The sequence below is a fragment of the Kribbella sp. NPDC055110 genome (genome assembly GCF_053607525.1).
Window position 1 is genome coordinate 117,668 of record NZ_JBSGTS010000013.1, and the last position, 25,780, is coordinate 143,447.

At 68.4% G+C, this 25,780-nt stretch carries 28 protein-coding genes and 1 tRNA gene; 14 read left to right on the plus strand and 15 right to left on the minus strand.

From position 1 onward, the window contains the following. Window position 1: 1 nt before the first annotated feature. The 5 genes from ACWF0M_RS21660 to ACWF0M_RS21680 form a co-directional block, all read right to left on the minus strand. Complete coding sequence (locus tag ACWF0M_RS21660; protein ID WP_452237492.1) at window positions 2–139, minus strand: hypothetical protein; 138 nt, start codon at window positions 137–139, stop codon at window positions 2–4. A 269-nt stretch (window positions 140–408) separates the two neighbouring features. Then, window positions 409–681 (minus strand): hypothetical protein, encoded by a 273-nt coding sequence (locus ACWF0M_RS21665; RefSeq protein ID WP_452237493.1) that lies wholly within the window; start codon window positions 679–681, stop codon window positions 409–411. A gap of 29 nt (window positions 682–710) precedes the next feature. Then, on the minus strand, window positions 711–1,355 hold the full coding sequence (locus ACWF0M_RS21670) for a MarR family transcriptional regulator (RefSeq protein ID WP_452237494.1): 645 nt from the start codon (window positions 1,353–1,355) through the stop codon (window positions 711–713). After that, entirely contained in the window at window positions 1,352–1,990 is a 639-nt protein-coding gene (locus tag ACWF0M_RS21675; RefSeq protein WP_452237495.1) for a 2'-5' RNA ligase family protein, read from the minus strand. Before ACWF0M_RS21675 ends, ACWF0M_RS21670 begins: the two co-directional genes overlap by 4 nt. Then, a complete protein-coding gene (locus tag ACWF0M_RS21680; protein WP_452237496.1) occupies window positions 1,987–3,333 on the minus strand; it encodes a hypothetical protein in 1,347 nt (448 codons plus the stop codon). The genes ACWF0M_RS21675 and ACWF0M_RS21680 overlap by 4 nt, the downstream gene beginning before the upstream one ends. Window positions 3,334–3,583: 250 nt before the next feature. On the opposite strand from ACWF0M_RS21680, the gene ACWF0M_RS21685 reads away from it, so the two are divergent. Then, window positions 3,584–4,087 carry a hypothetical protein gene (locus tag ACWF0M_RS21685; RefSeq protein WP_452237497.1) on the plus strand — a complete coding sequence of 168 codons (504 nt, stop codon included), beginning with the start codon at window positions 3,584–3,586 and terminating at the stop codon, window positions 4,085–4,087. Window positions 4,088–4,091: 4 nt separating this feature from the next. On the opposite strand, the gene ACWF0M_RS21690 is transcribed toward ACWF0M_RS21685, so the two are convergent. The 3 genes from ACWF0M_RS21690 to ACWF0M_RS21700 all read right to left on the minus strand — a co-directional run bounded on the left by ACWF0M_RS21690 (window position 4,092) and on the right by ACWF0M_RS21700 (window position 7,802). Further along, the gene (locus ACWF0M_RS21690) at window positions 4,092–5,462 is read right to left on the minus strand and encodes a TrpB-like pyridoxal phosphate-dependent enzyme (RefSeq protein ID WP_452237498.1); all 1,371 of its coding nucleotides are present in this window, start codon (window positions 5,460–5,462) and stop codon (window positions 4,092–4,094) included. 74 nt (window positions 5,463–5,536) lie between these two features. Further along, window positions 5,537–6,571, minus strand: a complete 1,035-nt coding sequence (locus ACWF0M_RS21695) for an adenosine deaminase (protein ID WP_452237499.1) — start codon at window positions 6,569–6,571, stop codon at window positions 5,537–5,539. A gap of 37 nt (window positions 6,572–6,608) precedes the next feature. After that, window positions 6,609–7,802, minus strand: coding sequence for a pyridoxal phosphate-dependent aminotransferase (locus ACWF0M_RS21700; RefSeq protein WP_452237500.1), 1,194 nt, complete (start codon window positions 7,800–7,802; stop codon window positions 6,609–6,611). A gap of 287 nt (window positions 7,803–8,089) precedes the next feature. Here ACWF0M_RS21700 and ACWF0M_RS21705 point away from each other — a divergent pair. The 5 genes from ACWF0M_RS21705 to rplA all read left to right on the plus strand — a co-directional run bounded on the left by ACWF0M_RS21705 (window position 8,090) and on the right by rplA (window position 10,986). After that, window positions 8,090–8,162: transfer RNA gene (locus tag ACWF0M_RS21705), tRNA-Trp, on the plus strand. Window positions 8,163–8,217: 55 nt separating this feature from the next. Continuing rightward, on the plus strand, window positions 8,218–8,460 hold the full coding sequence (gene secE / locus ACWF0M_RS21710; RefSeq protein WP_130441575.1) for a preprotein translocase subunit SecE: 243 nt from the start codon (window positions 8,218–8,220) through the stop codon (window positions 8,458–8,460). 352 nt (window positions 8,461–8,812) lie between these two features. Continuing rightward, a complete protein-coding gene (gene nusG, locus ACWF0M_RS21715; RefSeq protein ID WP_452237568.1) occupies window positions 8,813–9,745 on the plus strand; it encodes a transcription termination/antitermination protein NusG in 933 nt (310 codons plus the stop codon). Window positions 9,746–9,757: 12 nt separating this feature from the next. Further along, window positions 9,758–10,189: a 50S ribosomal protein L11 gene (gene rplK / locus ACWF0M_RS21720; RefSeq protein ID WP_137258615.1), complete on the plus strand. Its 432-nt coding sequence runs from the start codon at window positions 9,758–9,760 to the stop codon at window positions 10,187–10,189. A 74-nt stretch (window positions 10,190–10,263) separates the two neighbouring features. Next, a complete protein-coding gene (gene rplA, locus ACWF0M_RS21725) occupies window positions 10,264–10,986 on the plus strand; it encodes a 50S ribosomal protein L1 (protein WP_452237501.1) in 723 nt (240 codons plus the stop codon). Between the two features lie 546 nt (window positions 10,987–11,532). On the opposite strand, the gene ACWF0M_RS21730 is transcribed toward rplA, so the two are convergent. Continuing rightward, entirely contained in the window at window positions 11,533–12,564 is a 1,032-nt protein-coding gene (locus ACWF0M_RS21730; protein ID WP_452237502.1) for an alpha-hydroxy acid oxidase, read from the minus strand. Between the two features lie 226 nt (window positions 12,565–12,790). Here ACWF0M_RS21730 and srmL point away from each other — a divergent pair, with 226 nt between their 5' ends. Continuing rightward, complete coding sequence (gene srmL / locus ACWF0M_RS21735) at window positions 12,791–13,909, plus strand: PheS-related mystery ligase SrmL (protein WP_452237503.1); 1,119 nt, start codon at window positions 12,791–12,793, stop codon at window positions 13,907–13,909. Here srmL and ACWF0M_RS21740 read toward each other — a convergent pair. Continuing rightward, window positions 13,899–14,399, minus strand: a complete 501-nt coding sequence (locus tag ACWF0M_RS21740) for a hypothetical protein (protein ID WP_452237504.1) — start codon at window positions 14,397–14,399, stop codon at window positions 13,899–13,901. The two genes, srmL and ACWF0M_RS21740, sit on opposite strands and share 11 nt — an antisense overlap. Before the next feature lie 166 nt (window positions 14,400–14,565). Here ACWF0M_RS21740 and ACWF0M_RS21745 point away from each other — a divergent pair, with 166 nt between their 5' ends. The 3 genes from ACWF0M_RS21745 to ACWF0M_RS21755 are packed head-to-tail and all read left to right on the plus strand — an operon-like array spanning window position 14,566 to window position 17,238. After that, complete coding sequence (locus ACWF0M_RS21745) at window positions 14,566–15,843, plus strand: sensor domain-containing protein (protein WP_452237505.1); 1,278 nt, start codon at window positions 14,566–14,568, stop codon at window positions 15,841–15,843. A gap of 58 nt (window positions 15,844–15,901) precedes the next feature. Beyond that, complete coding sequence (locus ACWF0M_RS21750; protein ID WP_452237569.1) at window positions 15,902–16,546, plus strand: response regulator transcription factor; 645 nt, start codon at window positions 15,902–15,904, stop codon at window positions 16,544–16,546. A gap of 20 nt (window positions 16,547–16,566) precedes the next feature. Beyond that, the gene (locus tag ACWF0M_RS21755) at window positions 16,567–17,238 is read left to right on the plus strand and encodes a DUF4097 family beta strand repeat-containing protein (protein WP_452237506.1); all 672 of its coding nucleotides are present in this window, start codon (window positions 16,567–16,569) and stop codon (window positions 17,236–17,238) included. On the opposite strand, the gene ACWF0M_RS21760 is transcribed toward ACWF0M_RS21755, so the two are convergent. From ACWF0M_RS21760 to ACWF0M_RS21770, 3 genes are read right to left on the minus strand one after another with little or no spacing between them, the layout of a single operon-like run. Then, window positions 17,225–17,863 carry a bifunctional 4-hydroxy-2-oxoglutarate aldolase/2-dehydro-3-deoxy-phosphogluconate aldolase gene (locus tag ACWF0M_RS21760; protein ID WP_452237507.1) on the minus strand — a complete coding sequence of 213 codons (639 nt, stop codon included), beginning with the start codon at window positions 17,861–17,863 and terminating at the stop codon, window positions 17,225–17,227. The two genes, ACWF0M_RS21755 and ACWF0M_RS21760, sit on opposite strands and share 14 nt — an antisense overlap. Further along, window positions 17,860–19,464: an N-acyl-D-amino-acid deacylase family protein gene (locus tag ACWF0M_RS21765; RefSeq protein ID WP_452237508.1), complete on the minus strand. Its 1,605-nt coding sequence runs from the start codon at window positions 19,462–19,464 to the stop codon at window positions 17,860–17,862. Before ACWF0M_RS21765 ends, ACWF0M_RS21760 begins: the two co-directional genes overlap by 4 nt. 1 nt (window position 19,465) lies before the next feature. Beyond that, window positions 19,466–20,770, minus strand: coding sequence for an amino acid deaminase (locus ACWF0M_RS21770; RefSeq protein WP_452237509.1), 1,305 nt, complete (start codon window positions 20,768–20,770; stop codon window positions 19,466–19,468). Window positions 20,771–20,900: 130 nt separating this feature from the next. Between ACWF0M_RS21770 and ACWF0M_RS21775 the strand changes: the two genes are divergently transcribed. The 3 genes from ACWF0M_RS21775 to ACWF0M_RS21785 are packed head-to-tail and all read left to right on the plus strand — an operon-like array spanning window position 20,901 to window position 23,007. Next, window positions 20,901–21,863 (plus strand): sugar kinase, encoded by a 963-nt coding sequence (locus ACWF0M_RS21775; RefSeq protein ID WP_452237510.1) that lies wholly within the window; start codon window positions 20,901–20,903, stop codon window positions 21,861–21,863. Further along, window positions 21,860–22,594 (plus strand): IclR family transcriptional regulator, encoded by a 735-nt coding sequence (locus ACWF0M_RS21780; protein ID WP_452237511.1) that lies wholly within the window; start codon window positions 21,860–21,862, stop codon window positions 22,592–22,594. Before ACWF0M_RS21775 ends, ACWF0M_RS21780 begins: the two co-directional genes overlap by 4 nt. Window positions 22,595–22,602: 8 nt before the next feature. After that, window positions 22,603–23,007, plus strand: a complete 405-nt coding sequence (locus ACWF0M_RS21785; protein ID WP_131495760.1) for a RidA family protein — start codon at window positions 22,603–22,605, stop codon at window positions 23,005–23,007. Here the strand turns inward: ACWF0M_RS21785 and ACWF0M_RS21790 are convergent. Both ACWF0M_RS21790 and ACWF0M_RS21795 read right to left on the minus strand, forming a co-directional pair. After that, a complete protein-coding gene (locus ACWF0M_RS21790) occupies window positions 23,004–23,612 on the minus strand; it encodes an SMI1/KNR4 family protein (protein ID WP_452237512.1) in 609 nt (202 codons plus the stop codon). The two genes, ACWF0M_RS21785 and ACWF0M_RS21790, sit on opposite strands and share 4 nt — an antisense overlap. 99 nt (window positions 23,613–23,711) lie before the next feature. After that, on the minus strand, window positions 23,712–24,038 hold the full coding sequence (locus ACWF0M_RS21795; protein ID WP_452237513.1) for a hypothetical protein: 327 nt from the start codon (window positions 24,036–24,038) through the stop codon (window positions 23,712–23,714). Window positions 24,039–24,853: 815 nt separating this feature from the next. Here ACWF0M_RS21795 and ACWF0M_RS21800 point away from each other — a divergent pair. After that, on the plus strand, window positions 24,854–25,741 hold the full coding sequence (locus ACWF0M_RS21800; RefSeq protein WP_452237514.1) for a phosphotransferase family protein: 888 nt from the start codon (window positions 24,854–24,856) through the stop codon (window positions 25,739–25,741). Window positions 25,742–25,780: the final 39 nt, after the last annotated feature.

Here is a 25,780-nt window from a genome sequence, read left to right on the forward strand (position 1 = left end):
ACTACCTCCCGGCGAAGCTCATCGACTCCTGCACCGTCGACGTACCGGCCGGCGAGAAACGCTGGATCCACGTCCCGCTGGCCTGGCGTCCGACGGCGCCGTCCAACGCGTTCGTCGTACTGCGAAGCACACCGGACATCTCCGTGCACACAGCGGCGACGGCCCCCCGGCACAGTTCACTTTGCCCATCGCGACCCGACGCCGGGCGAGCAGTGGACGGAGCAGTTCCGTTCCTGGAAACACATCCTGCCCCGTGGCGGCCTGTGCATCCGCCTCGGCGAGACCGCGGCGTACGCGCCCGAGAAGGTCATCGGCGGCTACTCCCGCCCGTACGGCGGCCCGAACCTGTGGTCGTCCGAAGACCTGGCCTGGGACTCCGAGCCGTGGCTCGAACTCACCTGGCCCGAGCTAGTCGAGCTCTCCGAGATCGTCGTCGTCCTGGACGCGGACGTCCAAGAGGACCTCATCAACCTCCACCACCACCGGACGCCGTTCGAGTCGCTCCCCACGCTCCTGGCCAACTACGACGTGGAGGCCCGCAACGGCGACGGTCCGTGGCAGCCGATCGCCCAGGTGACCGACAACCACCACCGCACCCAGCACCACCACCTGGAGACGTCCACCCGAGCCACGCACCTCCGCCTCACCACGCACCGCACCAACGGCGCCCCGCGAGCCCACGTGGTCTCCATCCGCGCCTACGCGTCGGGTCAGTAACGCCACTCGAGTTCGTTCTGCAGCATCCAGTGCGTCAGCGGTTCAGCAGCACTGGCCGATGACGCTGCACCTGTCAGTAGGTCCGCGAGGACCTGTGCGGGTGCAGCGAGTCGGAGGCCGCTGTCGGTCTTCCTGGAGCGGGTGTACACGACATCCCCGGACGGCTCGGCGAGGATGATGGCCCTGCCCCTGGCAGGCACGAGCTCCCACACCGTGGCAGCCGTCCGCGCGTCCGGGGTGTAGATCACGGTCGAGCTGGCCGGTGTCTCTGGCGCCCACACCTTTGCCGCATACGCGCCGCTGACTGCGTGACGGACAGGTGTGGTCGCGACACGGTCCAGGAGCGGCCGGGCGCCGTGCTTGCTGCGCCAGTACGTCAGACGGACGTCGCGGTTGAAGCGGACCTCTTCGTTCCAGCGGCGGAGCAGGGTGAGCCAGCTCGGTACGGCGATGACTCCGGGCGCTTGACGCTCGACGAGTTCTTCGCGCTCGAGCCGGCCGACCACCCGGCGGATGGTCTGCGCGGGAACACCGGTCGTCGTTACGAGGTCATGGGTGGTCCAGAGACTGCGGAAGTCCAGGAGCGCGCGGATGATCAGCGAGGCGGCGTCCCCGGCCAACGGGCTGACGGTGCTCATGAGTGAGCTCCGTTCGGCCGGGCCCCGAGGCGGAGGGACGCGTAGGTGGTCCACTCGTACTGGTTGTGGTCGCGATTCAGGTTGACGAGGCTCACTCGGGTGATCTCGGTTCTGGCGACGCCGCCGGCCAGAGCGTTGACCCGCTGGTGGAGCGGTTCGGCGGGGGCGGGCTGGTTCCAGTAGCCGAGTGAGATGTGCGGGTCGAGCTCGGGCAGCGCAGGCACGGAGTCGCTGCCCCAGACGTCGGTGATCGCGGCGCGGAGCTGGGCGCGCAGACGGCGCAGGCGGTCGACGGGGGAGACCGGGAGTTGCAGGCTCTCGACGTCGACGACCGCGGGGCCGAGCTTGATCTCGAACGGCCGGAAGTACTCGAGCCTGCGCTGCGCCGCTTCGATGATCGGATCCAGGTCCGCCTGCGGGACCTTGTCGGCGAACCCGATCCCCTGCAGCGTGAGGTGCAGCCACTGGACCGGCACCGGCGTGATCCCAGGCAGCGAGCCGACCAGCCGCCCGTACGCCGCGTGCACCTCGGTCAGGACGGCATCGTTCGGGAAGATGACGTGCCACGTGTAGAACGATCGCCCGGGACGCCAGTTGGGGCGCCAGTACCAGTGATCGCGAACTTCGCTGATCATGTGTGCTCCTCGGTCACGCGTCGTCGGTTCGGGGTCGTCAGGCGGGCCGGGAGTCCCGGTTGCTGGGTGAACTCGGCGATCCGGTCCCGCAGCATCCGGCCTTTCGGGCTGCGCGCGTACGGCGCTGTCAAGGCCGCGACCTCCGCGAGGCGCTGGATCAACGGGCGAACGCGGTACTCGGGCTGGAGCTCCAGCACCGGGTCGACCGCCTCGATCGCACCGTCGAGGTGTCCGAGAAGCAGTCGCGCCTTCGCCTGCTGCAGGCGGGCCATTCGTTCGGAGCCGGCGTTCCGGAGCGCGTACGGGACGGCCTCGAACAGGGCGATGCTGTGGTCGGCGTGATCCGCGGTGCGTTGCGGGTCGCCGAACGCCAGGTGCGTGTCCGCCCACAGTCCCTCGGCGCGTTCCGGCGTACAGAGCAGGACTCCGCCTGGCTCGGACTCGGCGGGGCGGACTGCGAGGGTTCGGGCGGCGTCGAGGAGCTCGCGGGCCCGGTCCGTGCGTCCGGAGCGGGCGAGGTCGACGGAGGCCGCGCTGGCGAGGAAGAGCCGTGCAGTGCCGGCGTTGTACCGCAGGCCGTCCTCGGCGTACGCCGCCGCGCGGGCGAAGTCCTCCTGCCAGAACGCGGCGGTGTGCTGGGTGGCGCGGATCCAGCCCCGCAGTACGTCGTGATCCGCGGCCTCGGCGCAGGCCCACGCCGTCCGGGTGTGGCCCTCGGCGATATCCGGCCGGCCGAGATCGACCGACATCCAGCCGAGCAGGGTGATCGCCCATCCGGCGGCCGCGTACAGGTCACGGGACTGGCGCGGCGACTGGTTGCCGGCCAGCAGCCCGAAGGCACGGTCCCGGATCGCGCGGCTCTTCGCGAACAGCGGTCGGATCGGCGTCCGCAGGTACGACTGCGCGATCCGCTCGATGTCGGCGTGCAACTGTTCGACGGTGAGCTCGCCGACGTTCGACTCCTCGGCGAACGACAGCAGCGCGATGGACTCGTCGCCGGTGTTCACCAGGTCGTCGTCGTGGCCGGCCATCGACGCCGGCGGTGTCAGCTCCGGCTCGGTCAGGGACAGGCCGGAGGGCGGGAAGAACCCGAGGTCGTTGTCGGAGGCAACGCCCAGCACGTGCCGCAGACCGGAGCGGTACGCCGCACCGGGCCAGCGGACCGCACCGCGTTCCAGCTTGGCGATGTAGTGGCCGTCGAGCTCGTACTTGATCTCGGTCGTGTCCCAGAGCCACGCGCAGATGGTGTCGGCCAGCTCGCTCCGGGACATGTGCTCGCCCGGCGCGCGTCGTGATGGGGTGCGTTCGCGCGCCTCGCGGAGAAACTCGTTCGGGCCTGACATGGCGGTAACTGTAAGGCGCTGAACACCCTCTGCGACCGCGAAATCGGGCCTTGTGGACGATCTGCCCCATGCTGCCCCGATCTGCCCCGAATCCCTGTGGAAAAAGGGGTTCCCAGTCGTCGCGAGTAGTCTGCGGCGACGAATCGGCGGCTCTTTGGGCGCGCGGTGGCGGTTGCTGAGCGTGAGGACGCCGGGGCATCCCGGGGCAGATAGGGGCAGCCCCTCGCAGGCGGACCTCTAAAGTTGAGGGATGCCCGAGGAAGCCGTGACGACGTTGCAGGCCGAGCTGGATCGGTTCGGACGGGTGGAAGAAGGGTTCGCGCTGCTCGAAGTGTTCTTGGAGGTCGCGCGGCCGCGGTTGGGTGCGGTGGTGCTGGATCCGATAGGGCTACAGCTGCCGGCGGAGCTCACCGACGATCGCCTTGTGGTGCAGAGGCTGATCGACGAGATCGAGCAAGAGGCACAGGGCAAGGGTCGCGTGGTCGAGCGTCCCTTCGACATGGATGACGAGCAGGCGCGGTGGGACTACGTACGTCTCGCCTACAGTTCGAAGCAGGCGACGGTGTGGAGCCGTCGCCAACGGACGACGTACTTCGAGGCGTCCGGCGGCCATAAGGCGACGTACTGGCTGCCGGACAGCCTGAAGGTGCAGTACTTCGACGCGCTCGGCTCCCGCGGTTGGGCCATCCCGGAGGATTGGCTCAGCGCGGTGGCGAAGCGGCCAAAGCCTTGGTGGAAGCGCGGCGGGCGCTGACCTGTCAGCCCATCGCGGGCAGGTGGGTCAGGGCTTCGGCTACGGCGGACTGGATGTCGGCGTCCTCCCAGGTGCGGTCGACGATGGCGTTGGACAGGTAGGCGTCGTACGCGGCGAGGTCCAGGTGGCCGTGGCCGCAGAGGGCGGTGAGGATGACCTTCTCCTCGCCGGACTCCTTGCAGCGTTGGGCTTCCTCGACGGTGGCCGCGAGGGCGTAGGTGGGCTCGGGTGCGGGGACGATGCCTTCGGTCCGCGCGAACTGGACTCCGGCGGCGAAGCACTCGGACTGTGGTTTGGCGACGGCCTCGATCTCGCCGGTCTCGTACAGGTGGCTGATCAGCGGGCTCATCCCGTGGTACCGCAGGCCGCCGGCGTGGATCGGGTCGGGGATGAAGTCGTGGCCCAGCGTGTGCATCTTCATCAACGGCGTCATCCCGATGGTGTCGCCGAAGTCGTACGCATACGTGCCCTGGGTGAGCGACGGGCACGCCACCGGCTCGACCGCGCGCACGACCGGGGACATCCGGCCGGCCCATCTCTCCCGCAGGAACGGGAACGCGAGGCCGCCGAAGTTCGACCCGCCGCCGGTGCAGCCGACGATCAGGTCGGGGGTCTCACCAACCATCGCGAGCTGCATCAGCGCCTCCTCGCCGATGATCGTCTGATGCAGCAGCACGTGGTTGAGCACCGAGCCGAGCGCGTAGTGCACCTCGGGATCCTGCACCGCGGCCTCGACCGCTTCGCTGATCGCGATCCCGAGCGAGCCGGGGGAGTCGGGGTCACCGGCGAGGATCTTCCGCCCGGCCTCGGTCAGGTCCGACGGGCTCGGGTGCACGGTCGCGCCGAGCACCTCCATCATCGTCCGCCGGTAGGGCTTCTGGTCGTACGACGCCCGCACCTGCCAGACCTCACACTCCAATCCGAACTGCGCGCAGGCGAACGCGAGCGCCGTACCCCACTGGCCGGCGCCGGTCTCGGTGGTGAGCTTCCGGACGCCCGACTTCGCGTTGTAGTACGCCTGCGGGACCGCGGTGTTCGGCTTGTGTGATCCCGCCGGCGAGACGCCTTCGTACTTGTAGTAGATCCGGGCCGGCGTATCGAGCGCCTTCTCCAGCCGGTGCGCGCGATACAACGGGCTGGGCCGCCACAGCCGGTAGACGTCGAGCACCTCGCCCGGAATGTCGACGTACTGCTCCTGTGAGACCTCCTGCAATATCAGGTCCATCGGGAACAGCGGCGTGAGATCGTCCGGCCCGATCGGTTGCCCGGTGCCCGGATGCAGCACCGGCGGCGGAGGCGTCGGCAGGTCGTGCAGCACGTTGTACCAACGGGTCGGCAGCTCTTCCTCTGGCAGCAGGATCTTCGTCGGCGTCATGCCGCAAAGTTAGGCCCGCACCGACACCCCGGACAATGACCCGAACCAGAACTCAACCAGCACTTTTCCGGAACTCAGGCCGGGACGGTGATGGGGGTTCCGAGCCATTCGTCGATTTCGGTGAGGAGGGATTTTTGGACTTCGGGTGGGGCGGTGGAGGCCAGGACCGAGCTGCGGGCCAGGTCGGCGAGTTCGGGGTCGGTGAAGGCGTGGACGGTGCGGGCGGTTTCGTACTGTTCCGCGAGGCGGGAGCCGAAGAGGAGGGGGTCGTCGGCGCCGAGGGCGATCCGAGCGCCGGCCTCGTAGAGCTGGCGGAGGGGGACGTCCTCGGGGCGCTGGTAGACGCCTAGCGAGACGTTGGACGCGGGGCAGACCTCCAACGCGATCTGCGCGTCGACGACGCGTTTCAGGAGGTCAGGGTCCTCGACGGAACGGACGCCGTGCCCGATGCGGCCCGCGCCGAGCTCGTCCAGACAGGTCCGCACAGTGGCCGGACCGCACAGCTCGCCACCGTGCGGCGCCGCGAGCAGCCCGGCGCTTCGCGCGATGCGGAAGGCCGGCGCGAACTCGGACGTCGTACCGCGCCGCTCGTCGTTCGACAGTCCGAATCCGACCACGCCGCGTCCGACGTACTGCGATGCCAGCCGTGCCAGGGTGCGGGCGTCGAGCGGATGCCGGGTCCGGTTGGCGGCGATGATGACCTGGACGGCGATCCCGGTCGACGCCGACGCGTCGCGGGCGGCGTCCAGGACCAGGTCGGTGAACTCGGTGATCCCGTGGAAGCGGTTCGCGTACCCGGACGGGTCCACCTGGATCTCCAGCCAGCGCGAGCCGTCCGCGCGGTCGTCCTCGGCCGCCTCACGGACCAGACGCCGTACGTCGTCCTCGGACCGCAGCACCGAGCGCGCGATGTCGTACAGCCGCTGGAACCGGAACCAGCCGCGCTCGTCGGCCGCCGACAGTTCCGGTGGCCAATCGGTCCGCAGCGCGTCCGGCAGCCGGACGCCGTGCTTGTCCGCCAGCTCGACCAGCGTCAGGTGCCGCATCGACCCGGAGAAGTGCAGATGCAGGTGTGTTTTCGGCAGCACCCGCAGATCCCGCTGCGTCATTACCGAAGGTTACCGATCCCCTACCCGCCCCGCGAAATCAGCTCAGCAACTTGGCGATCCGGCCGAGGCCTTCGGCCAGGTCGTCGTCGCCGAGCGCGTACGACAGCCGCAGGTACCCGGGCGCGCCGAACGCCTCGCCCGGAACGACCGCCACCTCGGCCTCGTCGAGGATCAGATCGGCCAGCTCGGCGGACGTGGTCGGCGTACGTCCGGCGATCTCCCTGCCGAACACTCCCTTGACCGACGGGTACGCGTAGAACGCTCCGGTCGGCTCCGGGCACTCGACACCGGGGATCTCGTTCAGCATCCGGACCATGGTCCGCCGCCGCCGGTCGAACGCGACCTTCATCTCGTCGACCGCGGTCAGGTCGCCGGACACCGCGGCGAGCGCGGCCCGCTGGGCGACGTTGCAGACGTTCGAGGTCTGGTGCGACTGCAGGTTCGTCGCGGCCTTGATGACGTCCTTCGGGCCGATCATCCAGCCGACCCGCCAGCCCGTCATCGCGTACGTCTTCGCGACACCGTTCAGTACGACGGTCTTGTCGGCCAGCTCCGGTACGACGACCGGGATCGAGGTCGCCCGTACGTCGCCGTACGTCAGGTGCTCGTAGATCTCGTCCGTGATCACCCACAGGTCGTGCTCGAGCGCCCACCGGCCGATCGCCTCGACCGCCTCCGGGCTGTCGACCGCGCCGGTCGGATTCGACGGAGAACAGAACAGCAACGCCTTGGTCCGCGGGGTCCGGGCCGCCTCGAGCTGCTCGACAGTGACCGAGTAGTTCTGCGACTCGTCGGCGAACACCTCGACCGGTACGCCACCGGCCAGCCGGATCGTCTCCGGGTACGTCGTCCAGTACGGCGCCGGAAGCAGCACCTCGTCACCCGGGTCGAGCAGCGTCGCGAACGCGTTGTAGACCGCGTGCTTGCCGCCGTTCGTGACCAGGACCTGGGAGGCCTCGATCTCGTAGCCGGAGTCCCGCTTGGTCTTCTCGGCGATCGCCTGCTTGAGCTCGGGCAGCCCGCCCGCCGGGCTGTACCGGTGGTTCTTCGGGTCCCGCGCCGCCGCGACCGCCGCCTCGACGATGTAGTCCGGCGTCGGGAAGTCCGGCTCACCCGCGCCGAACCCGATCACCGGGCGCCCGGCCGCCTTGAGCGCCTTCGCCTTGGCGTCGACCGCCAGCGTCGCCGATTCACTGATGGCGCCGATCCGCGCCGAGATCCTGGAACCCATGCGGCCCATCCTGGCACCACGCCGTACGGCGGTGCTCGCCGGTTTCACGGGGTGGGCGGGAACGCGCCGGGGGCAGTGTCCGTTGGGACCATCTGGAGGCTGTAGGGTTCTGACCGCGGTGCGGCGCCCGAGAGGGGCCGTACGGGCAGGGCCGGGCCGGAGGATGCCGAGAGGCTGAGTTCGACCAGGTGGCTCCGACCCCGTACACTTCTCTAGGTCCGGGCGTTGGTGGCCCTGATCCGGCATGCCCGAGATCAGGTCCGACGCGGCGTCCGGATGGATTGCAGAGGGCACTAGCTCAACTGGCAGAGCATCGGTCTCCAAAACCGAAGGTTGGGGGTTCAAGTCCCTCGTGCCCTGCAAATCCTGACCGGCGCAGGGCCGGTCAGGCCGCCGCTAGCGAAAGAGGTAGGTCGTGACGGAGACGCGCACCCCGGCACCGTCCGGCGCCGGTAAGCCTGCGGAAGGCAAGCAGCGCCGTGGACTGGTGCGCTTCTATCGCGAGGTGGTCGCCGAGCTCCGCAAGGTCGTCTGGCCGACGCGCAAGCAGCTCTCCACCTACTTCGCGGTCGTGCTGACCTTCGTGGTGTTCGTCATCGCGATCGTCTCGGTCCTCGACCTCGCCTTCGGCTGGGCGATGTTCAAGATCTTCGGCTGAGGCCGTCCACCCCGATCCCCACCGTAGGTCCCGGGTTCCTGACCCGACCCGAAGCAGACAAGACCCCGAGCCACAGATGACGGAGTACGACGTGTCCGAGCGCGACGACGAGGTCCTCGATCACGAGGACGAGTTCGACGTATCCGACGCCGACCTCGATCTCGACTTCGACGAGACCGCCACCGACGATGATCTGTTCGCTGACGACGATGACGACGACGACCCGTTCGCGGGCCTCGACGACGACGCCGCCGGTGAGGACGAGGACGATGTGGACGACGACGAGTACTCCGCCGACGACGAGGCGGAGACGCCCAGGGCGGACGCCGACACGTCCGACGACGATCCGGTAGTGGTGGTCCCGGCGGCCGACGACTCCGAGGATGCCGAGGTGGTGACCGAGGACGACGTCGAGGACGCCGCCGAAGAGCTGGCCGACGAGACCGCCGAGACTGCTCCGCTGAGCACCGCCGAGGTGCCTGTCGCGGCCGACGAGGTGGTTTTCTCCAGCGGTGACGACGAGTCCGACGACGAGTCCGACGACGAGTCCGCCGACGACGACGCCGACGCGGAAGCGCTGGCCGTTGCCGCCGCCGCCGCGGCTGCGGACGACGAGGACGACGACGCCGAGGCCGAGGTCGAGGTCGTGGAGCCCGAGGAGCCGGGCGACCCGGTCGAGGAGCTGCGCAGCCGGCTGCGTTCGCAGATCGGCGACTGGTACGTCGTACACACGTACTCAGGGATGGAGAACCGGGTCAAGGGCAACCTGGAGAACCGGATCAACTCCCTGAACATGGAGGACTACATCTTCGAGATCATCGTGCCGACCGAAGAGGTCGCCGAGATCAAGAACGGTCAGCGCCGGATGGTCAAGCGCACCGTCCTCCCCGGCTACGTGCTGGTCCGGATGGACCTGACCGACGAGTCCTGGTCGACCGTGCGGCACACGCCGTCGGTGACCGGCTTCGTCGGGAACAGCCAGAAGCCGGTCCCGCTCAGCCTCGAAGAGGTCGAGAAGATGCTCGCTCCGGCTGTCGTGGCGGCAGCCGAGGCGGCGGCAGCCGAAGCCGGTGCCGCACCCGCCAAGACCGCGGCGAAGAAGAAGGTCGAGGTCGCCGACTTCGGTGTGGGCGACTCGGTCATGGTGGTCGACGGGCCGTTCGCGACCCTGCACGCCACAGTCACGGAGATCAATGCCGAGGCCCAGCGGATCAAGGCCCTGGTGGAGATCTTCGGCCGGGAGACCCCGGTGGAACTCAGCTTCAACCAGATCCAGAAAGTCTAAGGACCCGACAGAATGCCTCCCAAGAAGAAGATCGCTGCCCTGGTCAAGGTGCAGCTCCAGGCCGGTGCAGCGACGCCGGCCCCGCCGGTCGGTACCGCGCTCGGTCCGCACGGCGTCAACATCATGGAGTTCTGCAAGGCGTACAACGCCCAGACCGAATCCATGCGTGGCAACGTGGTGCCGGTCGAGATCACCATCTACGAGGACCGTTCCTTCACCTTCATCACCAAGACGCCGCCGGCGCCCGAGATGATCAAGAAGGCCGCCGGTCTGCAGAAGGGCTCGGCCGTCCCCCAGCGCGACAAGGTCGGCAAGATCACCAAGGACCAGGTCCGCGAGATCGCCACCACCAAGATGCCGGATCTGAACGCCCGCGACATCGACGCGGCGATGAAGATCATCGAGGGTACGGCGCGCTCCATGGGCGTCACCATCGACGGCTGATCAGTACCACTTCACACGTAGTAGTGGCAGGGCGAAGCGCCGCCCGGAGACCACACCCCAGAGAGGAACCAGTCATGGCACAGCGCAGCAAGGCATACCGCGCCGCCGCAGAGAAGATCGACTTCGATCACCTGTACACCCCGCTCGAGGCGATCAAGTTCGCCAAGGAAGCGGCCGGCGGCAAGAAGTTCAACTCGACGATCGACGTCGCGATGCGTCTCGGGGTCGACCCCCGCAAGGCCGACCAGATGGTGCGCGGCACCGTCAACCTTCCGCACGGTACCGGCAAGACGGCACGGGTCCTCGTCTTCGCCACCGGTGAGAAGGCCGAGGCCGCGAAGGCCGCAGGCGCCGACTTCGTCGGTGACGACGACATGATCAAGAAGGTGACCGACGGCTGGCTCGACTTCGACGCGGTCGTCGCCACCCCTGACCTGATGGGCAAGGTCGGCCGCCTCGGCCGGGTCCTCGGCCCGCGTGGTCTGATGCCGAACCCGAAGACCGGCACGGTGACCCCGGACGTGGTCAAGGCCGTGAACGACATCAAGGGCGGCAAGATCGAGTTCCGGGTCGACCGGCACGCGAACCTGCACTTCATCATCGGCAAGGCGTCGTTCGACGAGGCCCAGTTGGTGGAGAACTACAGCGCCGCGCTCGAGGAGATCCTCCGGCTGAAGCCGGCCAGCTCCAAGGGCCGGTACATCAAGAAGACGGTCTTCTCGACCACGATGGGGCCGGGCATCCAGGTTGACCCCAACCTGAGCCGCAACCTCAACGAGGACGCAACCGAGGCCTGAGCCTCACCCCTTCGTCACCAGAAACCCCCGGGACCTTGAACTGGTCCCGGGGGTCTTCTGTCTCCCAAACGCGAGGGGTTATCCCCTCGCGTTGTGGGTTCTCTGCTCGTACACCAGGGGAGAACCCCCACCAGGAGGGGATAACCCATCGCGTGTTGGATGTGATCGGCGATTCAGCCTGCTGCCCCGGCGTGCGGTGGAGGTAGTAGATGTTGTATGTCCTGTCGAGGTGCCGTTTTCGGGTGGGTTGCGTCTGCTCGGTGAGGACGGTGAGCACGGGCGGTCGGTTGCCGAGGGGAACGGACAACTTCGGGGGGCTGTGGACAGGGAATATCAGGTTCCGGCCCACCAGAAGCTGTCTCGTGGGCCTGCAGTTCACCCGCACATCGGGCAGGAGACCCGGATAGCGCCTGTTGTGGTTGTGGCGTGATCCGTCGGGCGTGGGGTGTCAGCCGTAGGTCAGGTGGAGCGGGTGGCGGTTGGTCGCGCGTACCTGCTGGTTTCCGGCAGGAACGTGTTCAGGCCGACGATCCGCTCCCCAGGGGGTCAGGTTGTGATGAGGTCTGGTGTTAGGGATGACGGGGTGGAGACGCCGACCAGGCGGAGGGTGTGGTCGAGTTCGGTGGTGAGGTCGGTCAGGAGGCGGGTGACGCCTTCGGATGAGCCGACGGTCAGCGCCCATAGGGCGGGGCGGCCGACGAAGACCGCGCGGGCGCCGAGGGCCAGTGCGGCCAGGACGTGTTCGCCGCGGCGGATGCCGCCGTCGACGTACACCTCGAGGTTGCTTCCGGCGATGGCTTCGGCGACCTCGGGCAGGGCCCGCGCCGTGGGGATCGAGCCGTCGAGCTGGCGGCCGCCGTGGTTCGAGACGATGATGCCGGCGGCGCCTGCGTCCGCGCAGCGCTTGGCGTCGTCGCCGCGGAGGACGCCCTTCACCACGACAGGGAGGCCGGTGCGCTCCGCGAGCCAGCCGATCACATCAGGGTTCAGGTCGTCGGCCTTCGCGAGGTCGTCGTCGGTCCACACGCCGTCGGGCAAGTTGGCCAGGAACTGTCCGGGCTGGGCAACGTCCCAGACCGTCTCGCCGTCGTCTTCCTTGCGGCCGACCACCGGGGTGTCGACGGTGAGTACGACGGCCCGCGCGCCGGCCGAGACGGCGGCGTCGAGCATCCGGACGGTGATCTCCCGGTTCCGCACGATGTAGATCTGCAGCCACCACGGAACACCGGTCGCCCCGAGTTCGGCGAACGTCGTGCCTGCGTTGCTGGAGACTCCGAGCACCGACTTCGCTGCGCCGACGCCGCGCGCCATCGCGAGTTCGCCGTCCGGATCAGCCAGTCGCTGCATCGTCGACGGCGCGACCAGGATCGGCGCGTCGACGGGTGTGCCGAGCACCGTCGTACTCAGGTCGACGGTGGACACGTCGTTCAGCACGTGCGGACGGAATCGGTACGCCGACCACGCGGAGGTGGCCTCGCCGACGCTGACCCCGCCGGCCGAGCCCTGCCGGAAGTAGCGGTGCACGGACTCCGGCAGCTTCTCGGCAGCCGCGCCTTCCAGGGTGTCGATCCATCGCATGCGGCCCATCGTCGCACCCGGTGGTTGCGCAGCGGACCGAATTTCGCGGCGGACGCTGGTGGCCGGACGGTACAGTGGACGACATGACGCAGTACGGGCGGCGATTTCTGCGCCCCGGCCGGCACGACGGTGCCGACGGGGTGAGCTGCTGCTGCGCTCTCTCCTGAGGTGACCGCGGCCGACCGGGGTGGACCCCCGTCGAGACCGTCATCCTGGAGCGAAACCCATGTCTGTCCTCACTGTTGAAGAACTGCACTCTGCCCTCGCGCTGCGCGACCTCACCGACCCGGCCCAGGGCCCGCACGCGGTCCAGCTCGTCGTGGACTCGATCCTTACGGCGCTCGGCGCCGCGTGGCCGTACACCGAGATCTGGACCCGTCGCGACCATCCCGTCGTACCGCTGGCCGACAACTACGACAACCTCGGCTACGCCACCGACGCGGTGACTCGAGAGGCTCGCTACACGCGTTACGCGTCCGATGGCGAGGTCCTGCGAAGCCACACGTCGGCGATGATTCCGCCCGCGCTTCGTGAGCTCGCGGGGTCGGAGTCGTCCGATGTGCTGATGATCTGCGCCGGCATCTGCTACCGCAGGGACTCGGTCGACTGGCAGCACACCGGTACGCCGCATCAGCTCGATCTGTGGCGGGTCAGCCGCAACGTGGCGCTTGGCGAGCCGGCGCTGGAGGACATGATCGCGCGTCTGGTCGACACCGTCCTGCCGGGCCAGACCTATCGCACCGTGCCGGCCGTCCACCCGTACACGATCCACGGCCGGCAGATCGATGTCCTGCTGGACGATCAGTGGATCGAGATCGGTGAATGCGGGGTCGCCGCGCCGCACGTCCTGCGTATGGCCGGTCTCGACGACAGCTGGACCGGCCTTGCGATGGGTCCCGGCCTGGACCGGCTGCTGATGCTCCGCAAGGGGATCCGTGACATCCGCCTGCTCCGCTCGACGGATCCGCGGGTCGCGGGTCAGATGCTGGATCTCGCGCCGTACAAGGCGGTCTCGTCCATGCCGCCGGTCCGACGCGACCTGTCCGTCGTGGTCGACGAGGCAGCGGACGTGTCGGCGGAGGTACTCGGTGACAAGGTACGCGCCGCGCTCGGCCCGGATGCCGATGCGGCGGAGTCGCTGGAGGTGCTGGGTGAAACGTCGTACGACGACTTGCCGACGTCCGCCCGTGAGCGTCTCCAGATGGCTCCGGGACAGCGCAACGTCCTGATCAGGCTGGTCCTCCGCCCGGTGGATCGCACGCTCACCGATGCCGAGGCCAATGTCCTGCGGGACAAGGTCTACCGGGCCCTGCATGAAGGTCCTGTCCTGGAGCTCATCGTCTGAGCTCGCGGGCGGCGACCACGAAGGCGCACACGGCGAGCGGCAGCTCCAGGAGGACGGCCTCGGTCAACGAGAGCGTGCGGTCGAACCCGGCCGCCGCCGTACTCACGTCGAACCAGGCGTCGGCGATCAGCAGCGTCCCGGCGGCCATCGCGGCCAGAGTGGCGTACCTGTTGCGTTTGTGCAGCAGGTACGCCGTGAGGCCGGCGGCGATCGCGGTGCCGCAGTCGAGGCCGATCCAGGTGAGCTTCCAGTGGCCCGCCTGGTAGGTGCTCGGCAGCGTGGCCGCAAGGATCAGGCACCAGGGCAGCAGCACCGCCGCGACCCCGGCGGCGACCAGCGCGGCCAGACCACCGGGTGAGCGGCGAGCGCGGATCCTGCCGTCGAGCCGGCCATCGGCGATGTAGTCCTCGAGCGCGTCGGCCACCCGGTCGTCGATCGCGTCACCGAGCTTCCCCTCGATTGCAGGGCTGAGAATCGCTGTCGTCGTCATACCTTCGAGGATTCCGGAGACGGTCGTTCGGCACATTCCTGCCAGCCCACGAACAGGGGTGGGGATAACCCCCGGCCCGAACCGTGGGCTGGCCTGATGTCGTCCGGCAACAGCGACGACGTAAGTTGTGACGGCACGCAGGCGCTGACACGGGGAGGTGGTCCGGATGACGGTTGCTGCGAACCCGGTGCCCCGGACGCCGTGGCGACTCTGGCGGTCGCCGTACTTGTGGTTGGCAACCATCCACATCTTGGGTGATGCGGTCGTGGTGCTGACCTCCGGACTGCTGGTGCTCGCCGCGGTCCTGGTCGCCTTCCTGGCCTGGCCGCTCGGGTACGTCGGGATTCCGCTGAGCGTCGGCGCGAACCGGTTCGTGTACCAGGTGGCCGGCTGGGAGCGAGCGCGGGCACGGATCACTCGCGGGCAGGTCATCCCGGCGTTGATCCCGCCGTTGCCGACGGGATCACGGAGCGCGGACGCGAGCCTCGCGGTGCGCGACCGGGGGATGTGGCGGCAGTTCCTCTACTACCTGCTGCTGTTGCCGCTGGCAATGGTTTGGTTCGTGCTGATCCTGGCCGCCTGGTCGGTGCCTCCGGTGCTGATCGCCTTGCCGCTGTACTACGACCGGTTCGCCGCCTCGCAGGCGCAGCTCGGACCTTTCGTGATCGACTCACCCAAGACGGCTGTCATCGCGGCGATCATCGCGGCCGTGTTCCTGCTCGTGGTGTCGCCGTTGCTGATGCGGCTCGCGTCGGCTCTGGATGCGGAGCTCGCGCGGATCTTGCTCGGCCGGTCCGAGAGCGGTGACCTGGCGGAGCGCGTCACGGAGCTGGTGACGAGCCGGCAGCAGGTCGTCGACTCCGTCGAGGCCGAGCGGCGGCGGATCGAGCGCGACCTGCACGACGGTGCCCAGCAGCGGCTGGTCTCGCTGGCGATGACGCTCGGCCGGGCCAAGAACCGCCTGGGGAGCAAGGAGCCCTCGGTGCGCGGGTTGATCGAGGAGGCGCATTCAGAGGCGATGCAGGCGATCGTCGAGATCCGCGACCTGGTCAGAGGACTGCATCCGCCGGTGCTGACCGATCTCGGCTTGGACGCTGCTCTGTCGGCGGTCGCGGTTCGATCACCGGTGCCGGTCATCCTGAGGCTCGGCCACTATCGCCGGCCGTCGCTGACGATCGAATCGATCGCGTACTTCGTGGTGACGGAGGCGCTGGCCAACGTGGCCAAACATGCTGAGGCCGCGCACGCGGAGGTGTCGGTGAAGCGGTTCGGCGACGTTCTGCGGGTTGAGGTGTGGGACGACGGGCGAGGTGGCGCCGATCCGTCCAGGGGCACCGGGTTGCGCGGGCTGACCGACCGAGTGGCCGGCGTTGACGGACGACTGACTGTGCACAGCCCACCGGGTGGCGGGACCACGCTGATCGCGGAGGTGCCCTGTGACTGAATACACCGTGGCTGAAAACACCGTGCCTGAGAACATCCTGGCTGAGGAGATTGAGCGGATGCGGGTCGTGATCGCCGAGGACTCGGTGCTGCTGCGCGAGGGCATCGTGCGACTGCTGGAGGAGCAGGAGTGCGTTGTGGTCGCGGCAGTCGGGGACGGCGACGCGCTGCTGAAGGCGGTCGACGTGCATCGGCCCGACGTGTGCGTGGTCGACGTACGGATGCCGCCGACGTTCACCGATGAGGGACTGCGGGCGGCGTTGGTGATCCGCGAGCAGTACGCCGACATCGGCGTACTGGTGCTGTCGCAGTACGTCGAGGAGCGCTATGCGAGTGAACTGATCGGTGGGAACCCGGGTGGTATCGGGTACCTGCTCAAGGATCGCGTGGCGGACGTCGATCAGTTCATCGACGGACTGCGCCGGGTCGCGGGCGGTGGCGCGGCGCTGGACCCGGAGGTGATCTCGCAGCTGCTGGTGCGATCGCGGAAGGTGGATCCGCTCGCAGTACTGAGTCCGCGGGAACAGGACGTTCTCCGGGCGATGGCGGAAGGCAAGTCGAACGCCGGGATCGCCCAGGCGCTCGTCGTCGGTGAAGGTGCCGTGGAGAAGCACATCAGCAACATCTTCCTGAAGCTCCGGTTGTCGCCGACCGACGGCGAGCATCGCCGGGTGCTGGCCGTGCTCAAGTACTTGGACACGTGATGACGCCCGCGCAGCGCAGGATGCTGATCATCGGACTGGTGCCGGTGCTGGTGCTCGTGATCACCGGCGCGGCGGTGACGGTGTCGTTGATCCGCGGGAAGCTGCCGTACAACTACTCGGCCTCGTTCACGCCCGGCCCGCAAGGGGTGAAGGTGGTGTCGGGTGTGTCGTTCCAGCTGCTGTCGAGCGCCGACGGACAGGTCCATGTGACGGTCGACGGGACGTACGCCGCCGCGCAGCCCGCCGTACGCGTCGCGACGGTCGGCGGGGTGCTGGACGTGGAGACGACCTGCCCCGACCTGCACTGCGAGGTGGAGCTGACGATCGAGGTTCCGACTGAGGCAGCCGTGCACGCCAAGGCCGAGGGGACGTCGATGTCCGCGGTCGGCGTTGCGTCGCCGCTGACGATCGAAGCCAACGATGGTTCGGTCACCCTGACCCGGGTGCGGAGCCGGCGGGTCTCGGTGGACGCGGTGCACGGTTCGATCGACATGCTCTTCGACAGCGCGCCGGATCAGGTCACCGCCACAGCCAGCGACGGTTCGCTGATGGTGCAGGTCCCACGTACGGCGACGTACGCGATCGACGCGCTCGCGGCGCAAGGCTCCACCCAGGTCGACGTACCGAACGACCCCAGTTCCACGAACCGCCTCTACCTGCGAACCAGCTATGGCAGCATCACCGTTCAATAGCTGCGCAGAAGCTCTTGGCCTTCGCGGTGATCGACTCCCAGCTGGCGGCGGCTACGTCGGTGGGGGAGACGACGTCGGTGCCGGCGCTGACGGCGAGGGCGCCCGCGGCCAGGAAGTCGGGCGCGTTGGTGGCGTTGACGCCGCCGGACGGGATCAGCGGTACGCCGGGGAACGGGCCGTTGAGGTCCTTGAAGTACTTCGGGCCCAGTTGGTGGGCGGGGAAGATCTTCACCGCGGCCGAGCCGAGTGCGAGCGCGGTCATCACCTCGGACGGTGTGAAGGCGCCGAGTACGACGGGGATGCCGGCGTTACGCGCGGCTTCGGCGATCGCGGCAGCCTCCGGTCCTTGGCCGGGGGTGACGAGGAACTGCGCGCCGGCGTTGATCGCCTGCGCGGCCTGGTCGCCGGTCTGGACGGTGCCGGCGCCCACGACCGCGCCGGTCTCGGCGGCGGTGGAGGCGGCGCGTTCCAGATGCCGGGGGAGGTCCGGGGTGGTGTAGGTGAGCTCGACGACGTGGATGCCGCCGGCAACCAGCGCGGCGCAGAGGTCGCGGGCGTCCGAGATCTCCGGGGCGCGGACGACGGTCAGAACCCGGTCGGCGCGGAGCAGCTCCAGGGTGTTCACAACAAGTTCCTTTCAGCTGAGGTACGGCGAATCGCGCGGCCGGGACGGGTCGACGTTCGGTGGGAGTCGTCGATGACGGGGGTGCCGTTGACGAAGACGTACGGGATGCCTGCGGCCTGCCGGCGAGGTTCGGGGAACGTGGCGGTGTCCTGCACGGTCGCGGGGTCGAAGAGGACCAGGTCGGCGGCGTACCCCTCGCGGATCAGCCCACGGTCCGGGAGCCGGAGGCGACGGGCGGGGCGGCCGGTGAGGTGATGGATGCAGTCGGCGAGGTTGAGTACGCCGAGCTCGCGGACGTAGCGGGCGAGGTACCGCGGGAACGTGCCCCACGATCGCGGGTGCGGCTTCCCGCCGACCAGGATCCCGTCCGAGCCGCCCGTGTGCGACGGGTGCTGCATGATCGCGCGCACGTTCTCCTCGTGGCCGACGTGCTGCAGGATCGAGGTCGCGAGGTCGTCGGCCAGCAGGATCTCGAAGAAGACGTCCGAGGCCGGCTTGCCGGTGCGCGTCGCGAGGGCGGCGACGGTATTGCCGACCGCGTCGGACAGGGCCGGGTTGCGAACGCCGCCGATCTCGATCGTGTCCCACTCCACCACGCAGCCGTGACAGCCGTCGGATCCGACCTGCTCCAGCTCGTAGGCAATGCGTTCCCGCGCGGACGGATCGCGGAGCCGGGCGAGCAGCGCGTCCGGTCCGCCTTCGGCCGTCCAGCTCGGCAGGATCGCCGCGAGGGTGGTGGCGCCCGGCAGGTACGGATAGGTGTCGGTCGTGACGTCCACTCCGGAGGCGAGTGCCTTGTCGACCATCTCGACCAGCTCGGAGCCTCGGCCCGCGTTCGGGGCGAAGTTCATCACCGCGTGGGTCAGGTGCAACGCACACCCGGAGCGGCGGGCGACGTCGACCATCTCGGCGTACGCCTCGAGAGCCCCCTGGCCGTACGAGCGCTGATGCGGGGCGTAGTACCCGCCGTACGACGCGACGACCTCGCACAGCTCGACCAGCTCGTCGGTGCCGGCGAACATGCCCGGCGTGTACGTGAGCCCGCTGCTCATCCCGACCGCCCCGTCGCGCAATCCGTCGGCGAGCAGCTGCTTCATCCGCGCGAGCTCGTCGACGGTCGCCGGACGGTTGGAGGTGCCAACGACCATCAGGCGCAGCGTGCCCTGCGGGACCAGGTACGCCGCGTTGCAGGCGATGCCCTGGTCGAGGCGGTCGAGGTACCCGGCGACTGTCGACCAGGAGAAGTCGAAGTCGTCCGGTTCCCCGTTCCAGCCGGCGATCTGACGGCGTACGACGGCGCGCGTCGGATCATCGATCGGGGCGAAGGACAGGCCGTCCTGGCCGAGGACCTCGAGTGTGACGCCTTGGCTGACCTTGGCGGTGTGGTCGGGGTTGACCAGGATCTGCAGGTCCGAGTGCGAGTGCATGTCGATGAACCCAGGAGACAGCACGAGCCCGTCCGCGTCGATCGTCCGGTGCGCCGCCGGAAGGTCGTTGCCGATGGCCACGATCCGCCCGGCGTCGACCGCGACGTCGGCGTGGTACCCGGGCGCGCCGGAGCCGTCCAGGACCAACGCGCCCGCGATCAGTACATCGCTCATGTCAGAAGAACGTCCGGACCAGGTCGACGACGACGGGGTCCGCGGCGTCCGGGTCGTCGACGACGGGGATCAGGCCCCACTTGTCGAAGGCCGTGCAGGGGTGCGACAGGCCGACGCGGAGCTCGTCGCCGATCACCACGTCCTGGTCGTCGCCGAACTGCAGGTACCCGTGCTGGTCGTTCAGGTTCGTGACCTTCATCCCGGTGGCCGGCAGGATCGGTTCGCCGTCCGACCGCGGCCGGATCAGCTGCGGCTCCGGAAGGTCCTGGTCGAACGGGAAGTCGCGGCGCCCGCCGTCGAAGATCGCCAGCCCCGGCTCGGGCTGCGACGTGATCCGCATCCACCCGTGCATCGCCGGCACGAGCTGCTCGCCGTCCGTTCGCGGGTGCTCGCCGAGCGGTGACACCCGACGGTAGAGCCCGTCGTCGTGGGCGATGTACGCGCCGGACCGCAGTACGACCCGCGCGCCCTCGCCAGCCTCCGAAGCGAGCACCTTCGCGACCTGCTCGAAGTACTGGCTCCCGCCGGCGCTGACCACCGGTACGACGTCATCGTCGTACAACGGCCGCAGCCGGTGGTGCACCGTAGCGAGCTCCCGCAGGTACGCGCGGACCTCCTCAAGGTTGGCCTCGTCGACGCCGTGCCCGATCGCGCCCTCGTACCCGGCGACGCCGATGAGACGGAGCGTCGACGCGTCGGCGATCGCGTCGCCGACGGCCAATGCGGTCTCGAGATCCCGGGCACCGGTCCGGCCGCCGATGCCGCCGACCTCGACCATCACGTCGAGCGGTCGCGCGTCCGCCCCGACGTACGCCGAGCGCGCCGCCTCCATCAGCTCGACGGTGCGGATCGAGTCGGCCCACACCATCACCTCGAACGACGGGTCGGCCGCGAGTTCGTCGGCGATCCAGCGCAGCTGCAGGGGCGAGATCACCGCGTTGGCGATCAGCACGCGCTGTACGCCGTACGCGCGGGCGACGCCGAGCTGGAACGCGTTGGCGAGCGTGATCGCCCAGGCCCCGGCGTCCAGCTGCATCGCCCAGAGGGCGGGCGCCATCGTGGTCTTGCCGTGCGGCGCGAGCTCCACGCCGTGCCGGGTGCACCAGGTGGCGAGGGTGTCGACGTTGTGTCGCAGGCCGGGGGCCGACAGCGTCATCAGCGGAGTGGGGAGCTGGGAGAGCCGAGGCCGGCCTGCCAGCACCTCCGCGACGGTGCGGCCCCAGAAGGCGGGCGGCAGGGCCTTGTCCTGCCAGCTCACCTGCTGATCGGCGAGAGCGGCGACGGTGTCGGCATCGTAAGCAGGCATCTGACCCCCTGGGGTTGGAGTTGCAGAATACGCAACGCTCATTGCGCATTCTGACTCGTCGGTTGTAGCATCGCGGCCGAAGTCGCGTCAACGCACACCTATCCCATCACCTCTCCCGCAAGGAGTGCCGATGCCTGAGACGGCCGCGATCTGCCTGGGTGAGGCGATGATCATGCTGGCGGGCGGGCCAGGACCCCTCAAAGACGTGGAGACGTTCCGGCGGTCCGTCGGTGGCGCGGAGTGCAACGTGGCCGGTGGGCTGGCTGCGCTCGGCGTACCGACCGGATGGATCTCGCGGCTAGGGGACGACGGGTTCGGCCAGCACGTACTGCGGGATTTGCAGGCGCGTGGTGTCGACGTCGGGGGTGTTGAGCTGGACCCTGTCCGGCCGACCGCGCTCTACGTGAAGGAGTCGGAGTACGGGCGCTCCCGGATGCACTACTACCGGACCGGCTCGGCGGCTGCTGCCATGGACCCCGGGTTCCTGGACCGGTCTGAGGTGAGTGCGCGACTCAAGCAGGCCAAGCTCGTGCACACGACTGGAATCACTGCGGCGATCTCAACGACCAGTGCGGAGATGCTGGAGCGGCTGGCGACCGAGCCGCGTGAGTACCTGCTCAGCGTGGACCTGAACTGGCGGCCGGCGCTCTGGCGGGACAGGGACCCGGAGCCGTTGTGGCGGCTGCTGAAGGCAGCAGACATCGTCCTGATCGGTGCCGACGAGGCGGAGGTCTTCGCGGGCACAGGTGATCCGGACGAGCTGTACGAGCGTCTGGAAACACCTGTCCTCGTGGTGAAGGACGATGCGCACCGGGCGACGGTGCTCGAGCCAAGCGGTCGCACTGAGGTTCCTGCGCTCACGGTGGACGTTGTGGAGACAGTCGGCGCAGGTGACGCGTTTGCTGCGGGCTTCTTGGCTGCGACGCTGCAGGACCTGCCCATGACGCAGCGGCTGCGGCTGGGGCACCTGAACGCTGCTGCAGTGCTGACCGCTCCAGAAGACCACGCACCGCCGCCGGCGCGAGAGGTGCGCGAGCGACTGCTGAGCTGCACCGATGAGGAGTGGGCGGCGACGAAGTTCGGTGCGGTATGAGTCAGAGCCTCGGGAGGGCGTTGCAGATCCTCAAGAGCCTCGGCGAGGGGGAGCGGTCGCTGGACCAGCTCGCGACCGAGTTGGGCGTGCACAAGACGACGGTGCTGCGTCTCCTACGCACCATGGAGGTAGAGCGGTTCGTACGGCGGGACGCCCAGCACCGGTACCGCCTGGGGTCGCAGCTGTTCGCGCTCGCGGACGTCGCGCGCGAGCAACACGTCGTACGGCAGGTTGCTGCACCGCATCTGCGCGAGCTGAACCAGAAGACCGGCCAGACGGTGCACTTGGCCGCCTGGGAGAACGGTGAGGTCATCTACGTCGACAAGCTCGACAGTGTGCGCTCGGTGCGCATGTACTCGCAGGTCGGCGTACCGGCGGCTCTGCACTGCACCGCGGTCGGCAAGGTGCTGCTGGCCGCGCAGCCGAAGCGGCAGCGAGAGGCGGTGCTGGCGACGCTGGACTACAAGGTCTACACACCGAACACCATCACCGACGCGGACCGGTTGCGGGACGAGCTCCAGGTCACCAAGGAGCGTGGCTGGGCGCAGGACAAGGCAGAGCACGAGTCGTTCATCAACTGCATCGGTGCGCCGCTGAGTGACAGCACCGGGCGTGTTGTCGGGGCCGTGTCGTTGTCGGTGCCCGACGTACTGCTGAACTATGACCAGGTGCTCGAGCTGCTGCCAGACCTGCTCGCCACCGCCGAAGCGATCAGTGCCGACTACAACTGAGAGGTCCCATGTCAGACAAGAGCGCAGTCTCCACCACCGACGCGCCGCCGCCGATGCCGGTGTTCTCGCAGGGCGTCCGCAAGGGCAACATCCTGCAGGTCTCCGGCCAGGGCTCGGTCGACCCGGCCAGCGGCGACTTCGTGTTCACCGGTGACGTGAAGGGCCAGACCACCCGCGTCCTGCAGAACATCGAGGCAATCCTGAAGGCCGGTGGCGCGAGCATCGACGACGTGGTGATGCTGCGCGTCTACCTCACCCAGCGCGAGGACTTCGCCGCGATGAACGAGGCGTACGCCGAATTCGTGTCGACCCGTACGCCGAGCGGCGTCCTGCCGTCGCGGACCACCGTCTTCACCGGCCTGCCGCTGCCGGACATGCTGGTCGAGATCGACGCCCTCGCCGTCCTCAGTTAGGTCTGAACCGGCACCCGGACCAGCGGCTCGTCGTTGACGGTCTCCTGGTCCGGGCCGCGGTCCCACCAGAGCTCCTGGTGGGTGGTGAGGTACGGGTACCAGCCGTTGACGCCGGTGCCGTGGTGCAGGGAGTGCACCACCTCTGAGAGGTACGACGTGAGGTCCGGCCAACTGACCGTGAAGTCGCCGGTCCCGTCGTGAGCCGCCATACCCAGCCGCCCGCGCTCTGGGCCCGGCCGCAGGTCGATGACCTGAAGGTCACCGTCGGCATCGGCCCACGGGATCCAGGCCGGATGCCAGTAGGGCTCCGACTCCGGCTGACGAACGACGAATCCGTCGAGGTCCGCGGCGAGATCCATCCGCAACTGCCAGTTCTCGGCGATCTGACCCGCACTCGACGGCGGCGCCTCCGGCAGAAGGTTCGCCCAGGACATCAGCCCGTTATGACACCGCAGCGACTCGATCACCTCGGCCGGCAGCGCGACCACGCGCTGGGCCGCTTCCAGCTCCGAGTCGGTCGCAGGCGGCGCGAGCACGCCGTACGTCGCAGGAGCGTTCCGGACAAGCCAGCCATCGATCCGACTCCACAAGTCACTGATGCTCACCCGCTGGACACGACCTTTCGTGATGTTCTTGCGGCTGGAGTCCTTCGCCCGGATCTCGGTGGTGTTGCGTCCGGTCGCGATGAGATGAGGCCCGCCCTGCTATGGCGCGGGTATTGGCTCGCTCGGATAGAGCTCGTGCCACAGCCAGGCCAGGAACTCATCGTCGGTGTTCCATTCGTCATACTGCGCCGCGGTACTGATCGCGGCTGGATGGAGACCGTGGCGCTCACCTTGCAAGAGCTGTGCAAGTTCGGACTTGAAAGTCGCCATCTGATCGTCGTCCGGCCGGTTGGCGCGCGCTCGATGGATCAGAGCGTCGAAGTTCTCGTTCCGAACCTCTGGGTGATAGTAGGTGTCCACAACGACCAGGAAGGTCGCGAACGGACCGCCGCCATCACGAAGCCAGTACTTGGCGATCTGGGGCATAGCGCTCAGACCTCAGCTCTCATCTCTCGGTGGAACGACGAACATCGTACTGACTTCAAATCGTCCGAAGGCTGGATTGGGGCGGAACCGAAACTCGATGCTCCCACCCTCGAACGTTGGGATTCGCTCGGCAGCGGGCTCCGGGATCCCGGCCAGATCGCGACCCTCATCACGTGCCTTGATCCAGTCGGCACGCTGCGCGCGAGATTCGGGCCATCTCCGGTGGGTACGACGCGAAGGGATCCTTCTGCTCGGCAGTCGCATCCGCCGTTGTCTTGGAAGCGGCACCGACGCCTGCTTGGTCCGGCTCTCGACTTGCGACCGAACGTCCGTCGGCGTCCCGCTCGCCATGTTGTCCATCGGCAGTTCCCGGCGATGGGTGGTCTTGCTCAGCCCGAGCCGAGTAACCAGGCCAGTACAACTCGTCCAGGTACCGGTTGAGATTCTCAGGGGGAGTGAGCGAGCCCGATGTCTCACGTTCAGTTCGACGAGCTGGCGAACTGTCAGATGAGTCACCAGCCTTCAGATCCGACGGTCGATCAGGTCGATCACCGTCACGACGGTCAGGTGCTTGTGCCATCGCCAGGCGTTCGCCCATCCCGCGAGTCGCCGTCGTCGTCACCACGATCACGACGACCTCGAAGCTCGGACAACCTCAGCCTCCGCTCAGGCTCGCCCCACGTCGGAACGACACGACGAAAAGTAGTTCGTCAGTCACCCTAGGTGCTGCGAGGCCGATCCAGCCATCCCCTCCACAAACACCCCAAGCGCCAGAGTCACCGTGCGAGCCGGCGGGCGGATGAAAGACTGCTCGTATGGCAGTTGATCGCGAGGCGGCGTTCACGGTGGTCCGGGCGGTCGCTGCGGGGCTAGGGCTCGACGCGAGCGAGATCGAGTTGCTGGGCCCGATCGCCGACAACGCGGTCTTTCGCCTGCCTCGGCAGACGGTAGCTCGGATAGCGGCATCCGCAGCGGGCGAGCGGGCGCTGGGCGAGGTTCGGACCGCGCGATGGCTCGCGACTCAGGGCATGCCGGTAGTGAAGCCACTGGAGTCGATCCAGCAGCCGTTCGCCGTCGACGGCCACGTCGTCACCTTGTGGCACGAGGTTCTTGAAGCATCCGAGGCCAGTACGGCGGAACTCGCGGAGTTGCTGCGTCGATTGCACACATTGCCGGTACCGAAGAACTTCGACATCCCGGCACTGGATCCGTTCGTGCGCCTGGATGAGCACCTCGCCGCCGCCGAGCCTGGGCTGAACGCGAGCGACCGAGGTTTCCTCGCCGAACGACTTGTAGAACTCAAGGCCGACTACACACGCGTGAGCGAAGGACTGCCGATCTGCGTGATCCACGGGGACGCGAACCGCAAGAACGCGATCCGCGGCAGTGACGGCAGAGCCTTGCTGCTCGACCTCGAGCGCTTCAGCCTCGGCCCACGCGAGTGGGACCTAGTCGTGCCAGCCGTCTACCAGCGCTTGGGCTGGTATTCGGGTCCCGAATACGACGCCTTCGTCGAGGCCTACGGCTGGGACGTTCGTAGCTGGTCGGGCTTCGGCACCTACGCTGCGCTCCGCGAGTTCCGCATGACCACCTGGCTGCTCAGCCGTCTGAGCCGCGAACCACGGCTCAGAAACGAAGCGACCATCCGCGTCGCCTCGCTCCGCGATCCTGACGCGCCACGCTCCTGGACGCCGGGCACCTGACGATCAGGAAGCCACAGCCACCAGCGTGCGGGCGCGCTC

Bases quoted from the DNA above. Each gene is read 5' to 3' on its own strand.
- ACWF0M_RS21770 (WP_452237509.1), bottom strand. From the start codon at position 20,770: ATGCCTGCTTACGATGCCGACACCGTCGCCGCTCTCGCCGATCAGCAG.
- srmL (WP_452237503.1), top strand. From the start codon at position 12,791: ATGTCTGTCCTCACTGTTGAAGAACTGCACTCTGCCCTCGCGCTGCGC.
- ACWF0M_RS21740 (WP_452237504.1), bottom strand. From the start codon at position 14,399: ATGACGACGACAGCGATTCTCAGCCCTGCAATCGAGGGGAAGCTCGGT.
- ACWF0M_RS21675 (WP_452237495.1), bottom strand. From the start codon at position 1,990: ATGATCAGCGAAGTTCGCGATCACTGGTACTGGCGCCCCAACTGGCGT.
- ACWF0M_RS21775 (WP_452237510.1), top strand. From the start codon at position 20,901: ATGCCTGAGACGGCCGCGATCTGCCTGGGTGAGGCGATGATCATGCTG.
- ACWF0M_RS21700 (WP_452237500.1), bottom strand. From the start codon at position 7,802: ATGGGTTCCAGGATCTCGGCGCGGATCGGCGCCATCAGTGAATCGGCG.
- ACWF0M_RS21750 (WP_452237569.1), top strand. From the start codon at position 15,902: ATGCGGGTCGTGATCGCCGAGGACTCGGTGCTGCTGCGCGAGGGCATC.
- ACWF0M_RS21695 (WP_452237499.1), bottom strand. From the start codon at position 6,571: ATGACGCAGCGGGATCTGCGGGTGCTGCCGAAAACACACCTGCATCTG.
- ACWF0M_RS21685 (WP_452237497.1), top strand. From the start codon at position 3,584: ATGCCCGAGGAAGCCGTGACGACGTTGCAGGCCGAGCTGGATCGGTTC.
- ACWF0M_RS21785 (WP_131495760.1), top strand. From the start codon at position 22,603: ATGTCAGACAAGAGCGCAGTCTCCACCACCGACGCGCCGCCGCCGATG.
- ACWF0M_RS21745 (WP_452237505.1), top strand. From the start codon at position 14,566: ATGACGGTTGCTGCGAACCCGGTGCCCCGGACGCCGTGGCGACTCTGG.
- ACWF0M_RS21755 (WP_452237506.1), top strand. From the start codon at position 16,567: ATGCTGATCATCGGACTGGTGCCGGTGCTGGTGCTCGTGATCACCGGC.
- ACWF0M_RS21795 (WP_452237513.1), bottom strand. From the start codon at position 24,038: ATGCCCCAGATCGCCAAGTACTGGCTTCGTGATGGCGGCGGTCCGTTC.
- ACWF0M_RS21780 (WP_452237511.1), top strand. From the start codon at position 21,860: ATGAGTCAGAGCCTCGGGAGGGCGTTGCAGATCCTCAAGAGCCTCGGC.
- ACWF0M_RS21670 (WP_452237494.1), bottom strand. From the start codon at position 1,355: ATGAGCACCGTCAGCCCGTTGGCCGGGGACGCCGCCTCGCTGATCATC.
- ACWF0M_RS21690 (WP_452237498.1), bottom strand. From the start codon at position 5,462: ATGACGCCGACGAAGATCCTGCTGCCAGAGGAAGAGCTGCCGACCCGT.
- ACWF0M_RS21660 (WP_452237492.1), bottom strand. From the start codon at position 139: ATGTCCGGTGTGCTTCGCAGTACGACGAACGCGTTGGACGGCGCCGTC.
- rplA (WP_452237501.1), top strand. From the start codon at position 10,264: ATGGCACAGCGCAGCAAGGCATACCGCGCCGCCGCAGAGAAGATCGAC.
- ACWF0M_RS21800 (WP_452237514.1), top strand. From the start codon at position 24,854: ATGGCAGTTGATCGCGAGGCGGCGTTCACGGTGGTCCGGGCGGTCGCT.
- ACWF0M_RS21765 (WP_452237508.1), bottom strand. From the start codon at position 19,464: ATGAGCGATGTACTGATCGCGGGCGCGTTGGTCCTGGACGGCTCCGGC.
- ACWF0M_RS21680 (WP_452237496.1), bottom strand. From the start codon at position 3,333: ATGTCAGGCCCGAACGAGTTTCTCCGCGAGGCGCGCGAACGCACCCCA.
- rplK (WP_137258615.1), top strand. From the start codon at position 9,758: ATGCCTCCCAAGAAGAAGATCGCTGCCCTGGTCAAGGTGCAGCTCCAG.
- ACWF0M_RS21730 (WP_452237502.1), bottom strand. From the start codon at position 12,564: ATGCGATGGATCGACACCCTGGAAGGCGCGGCTGCCGAGAAGCTGCCG.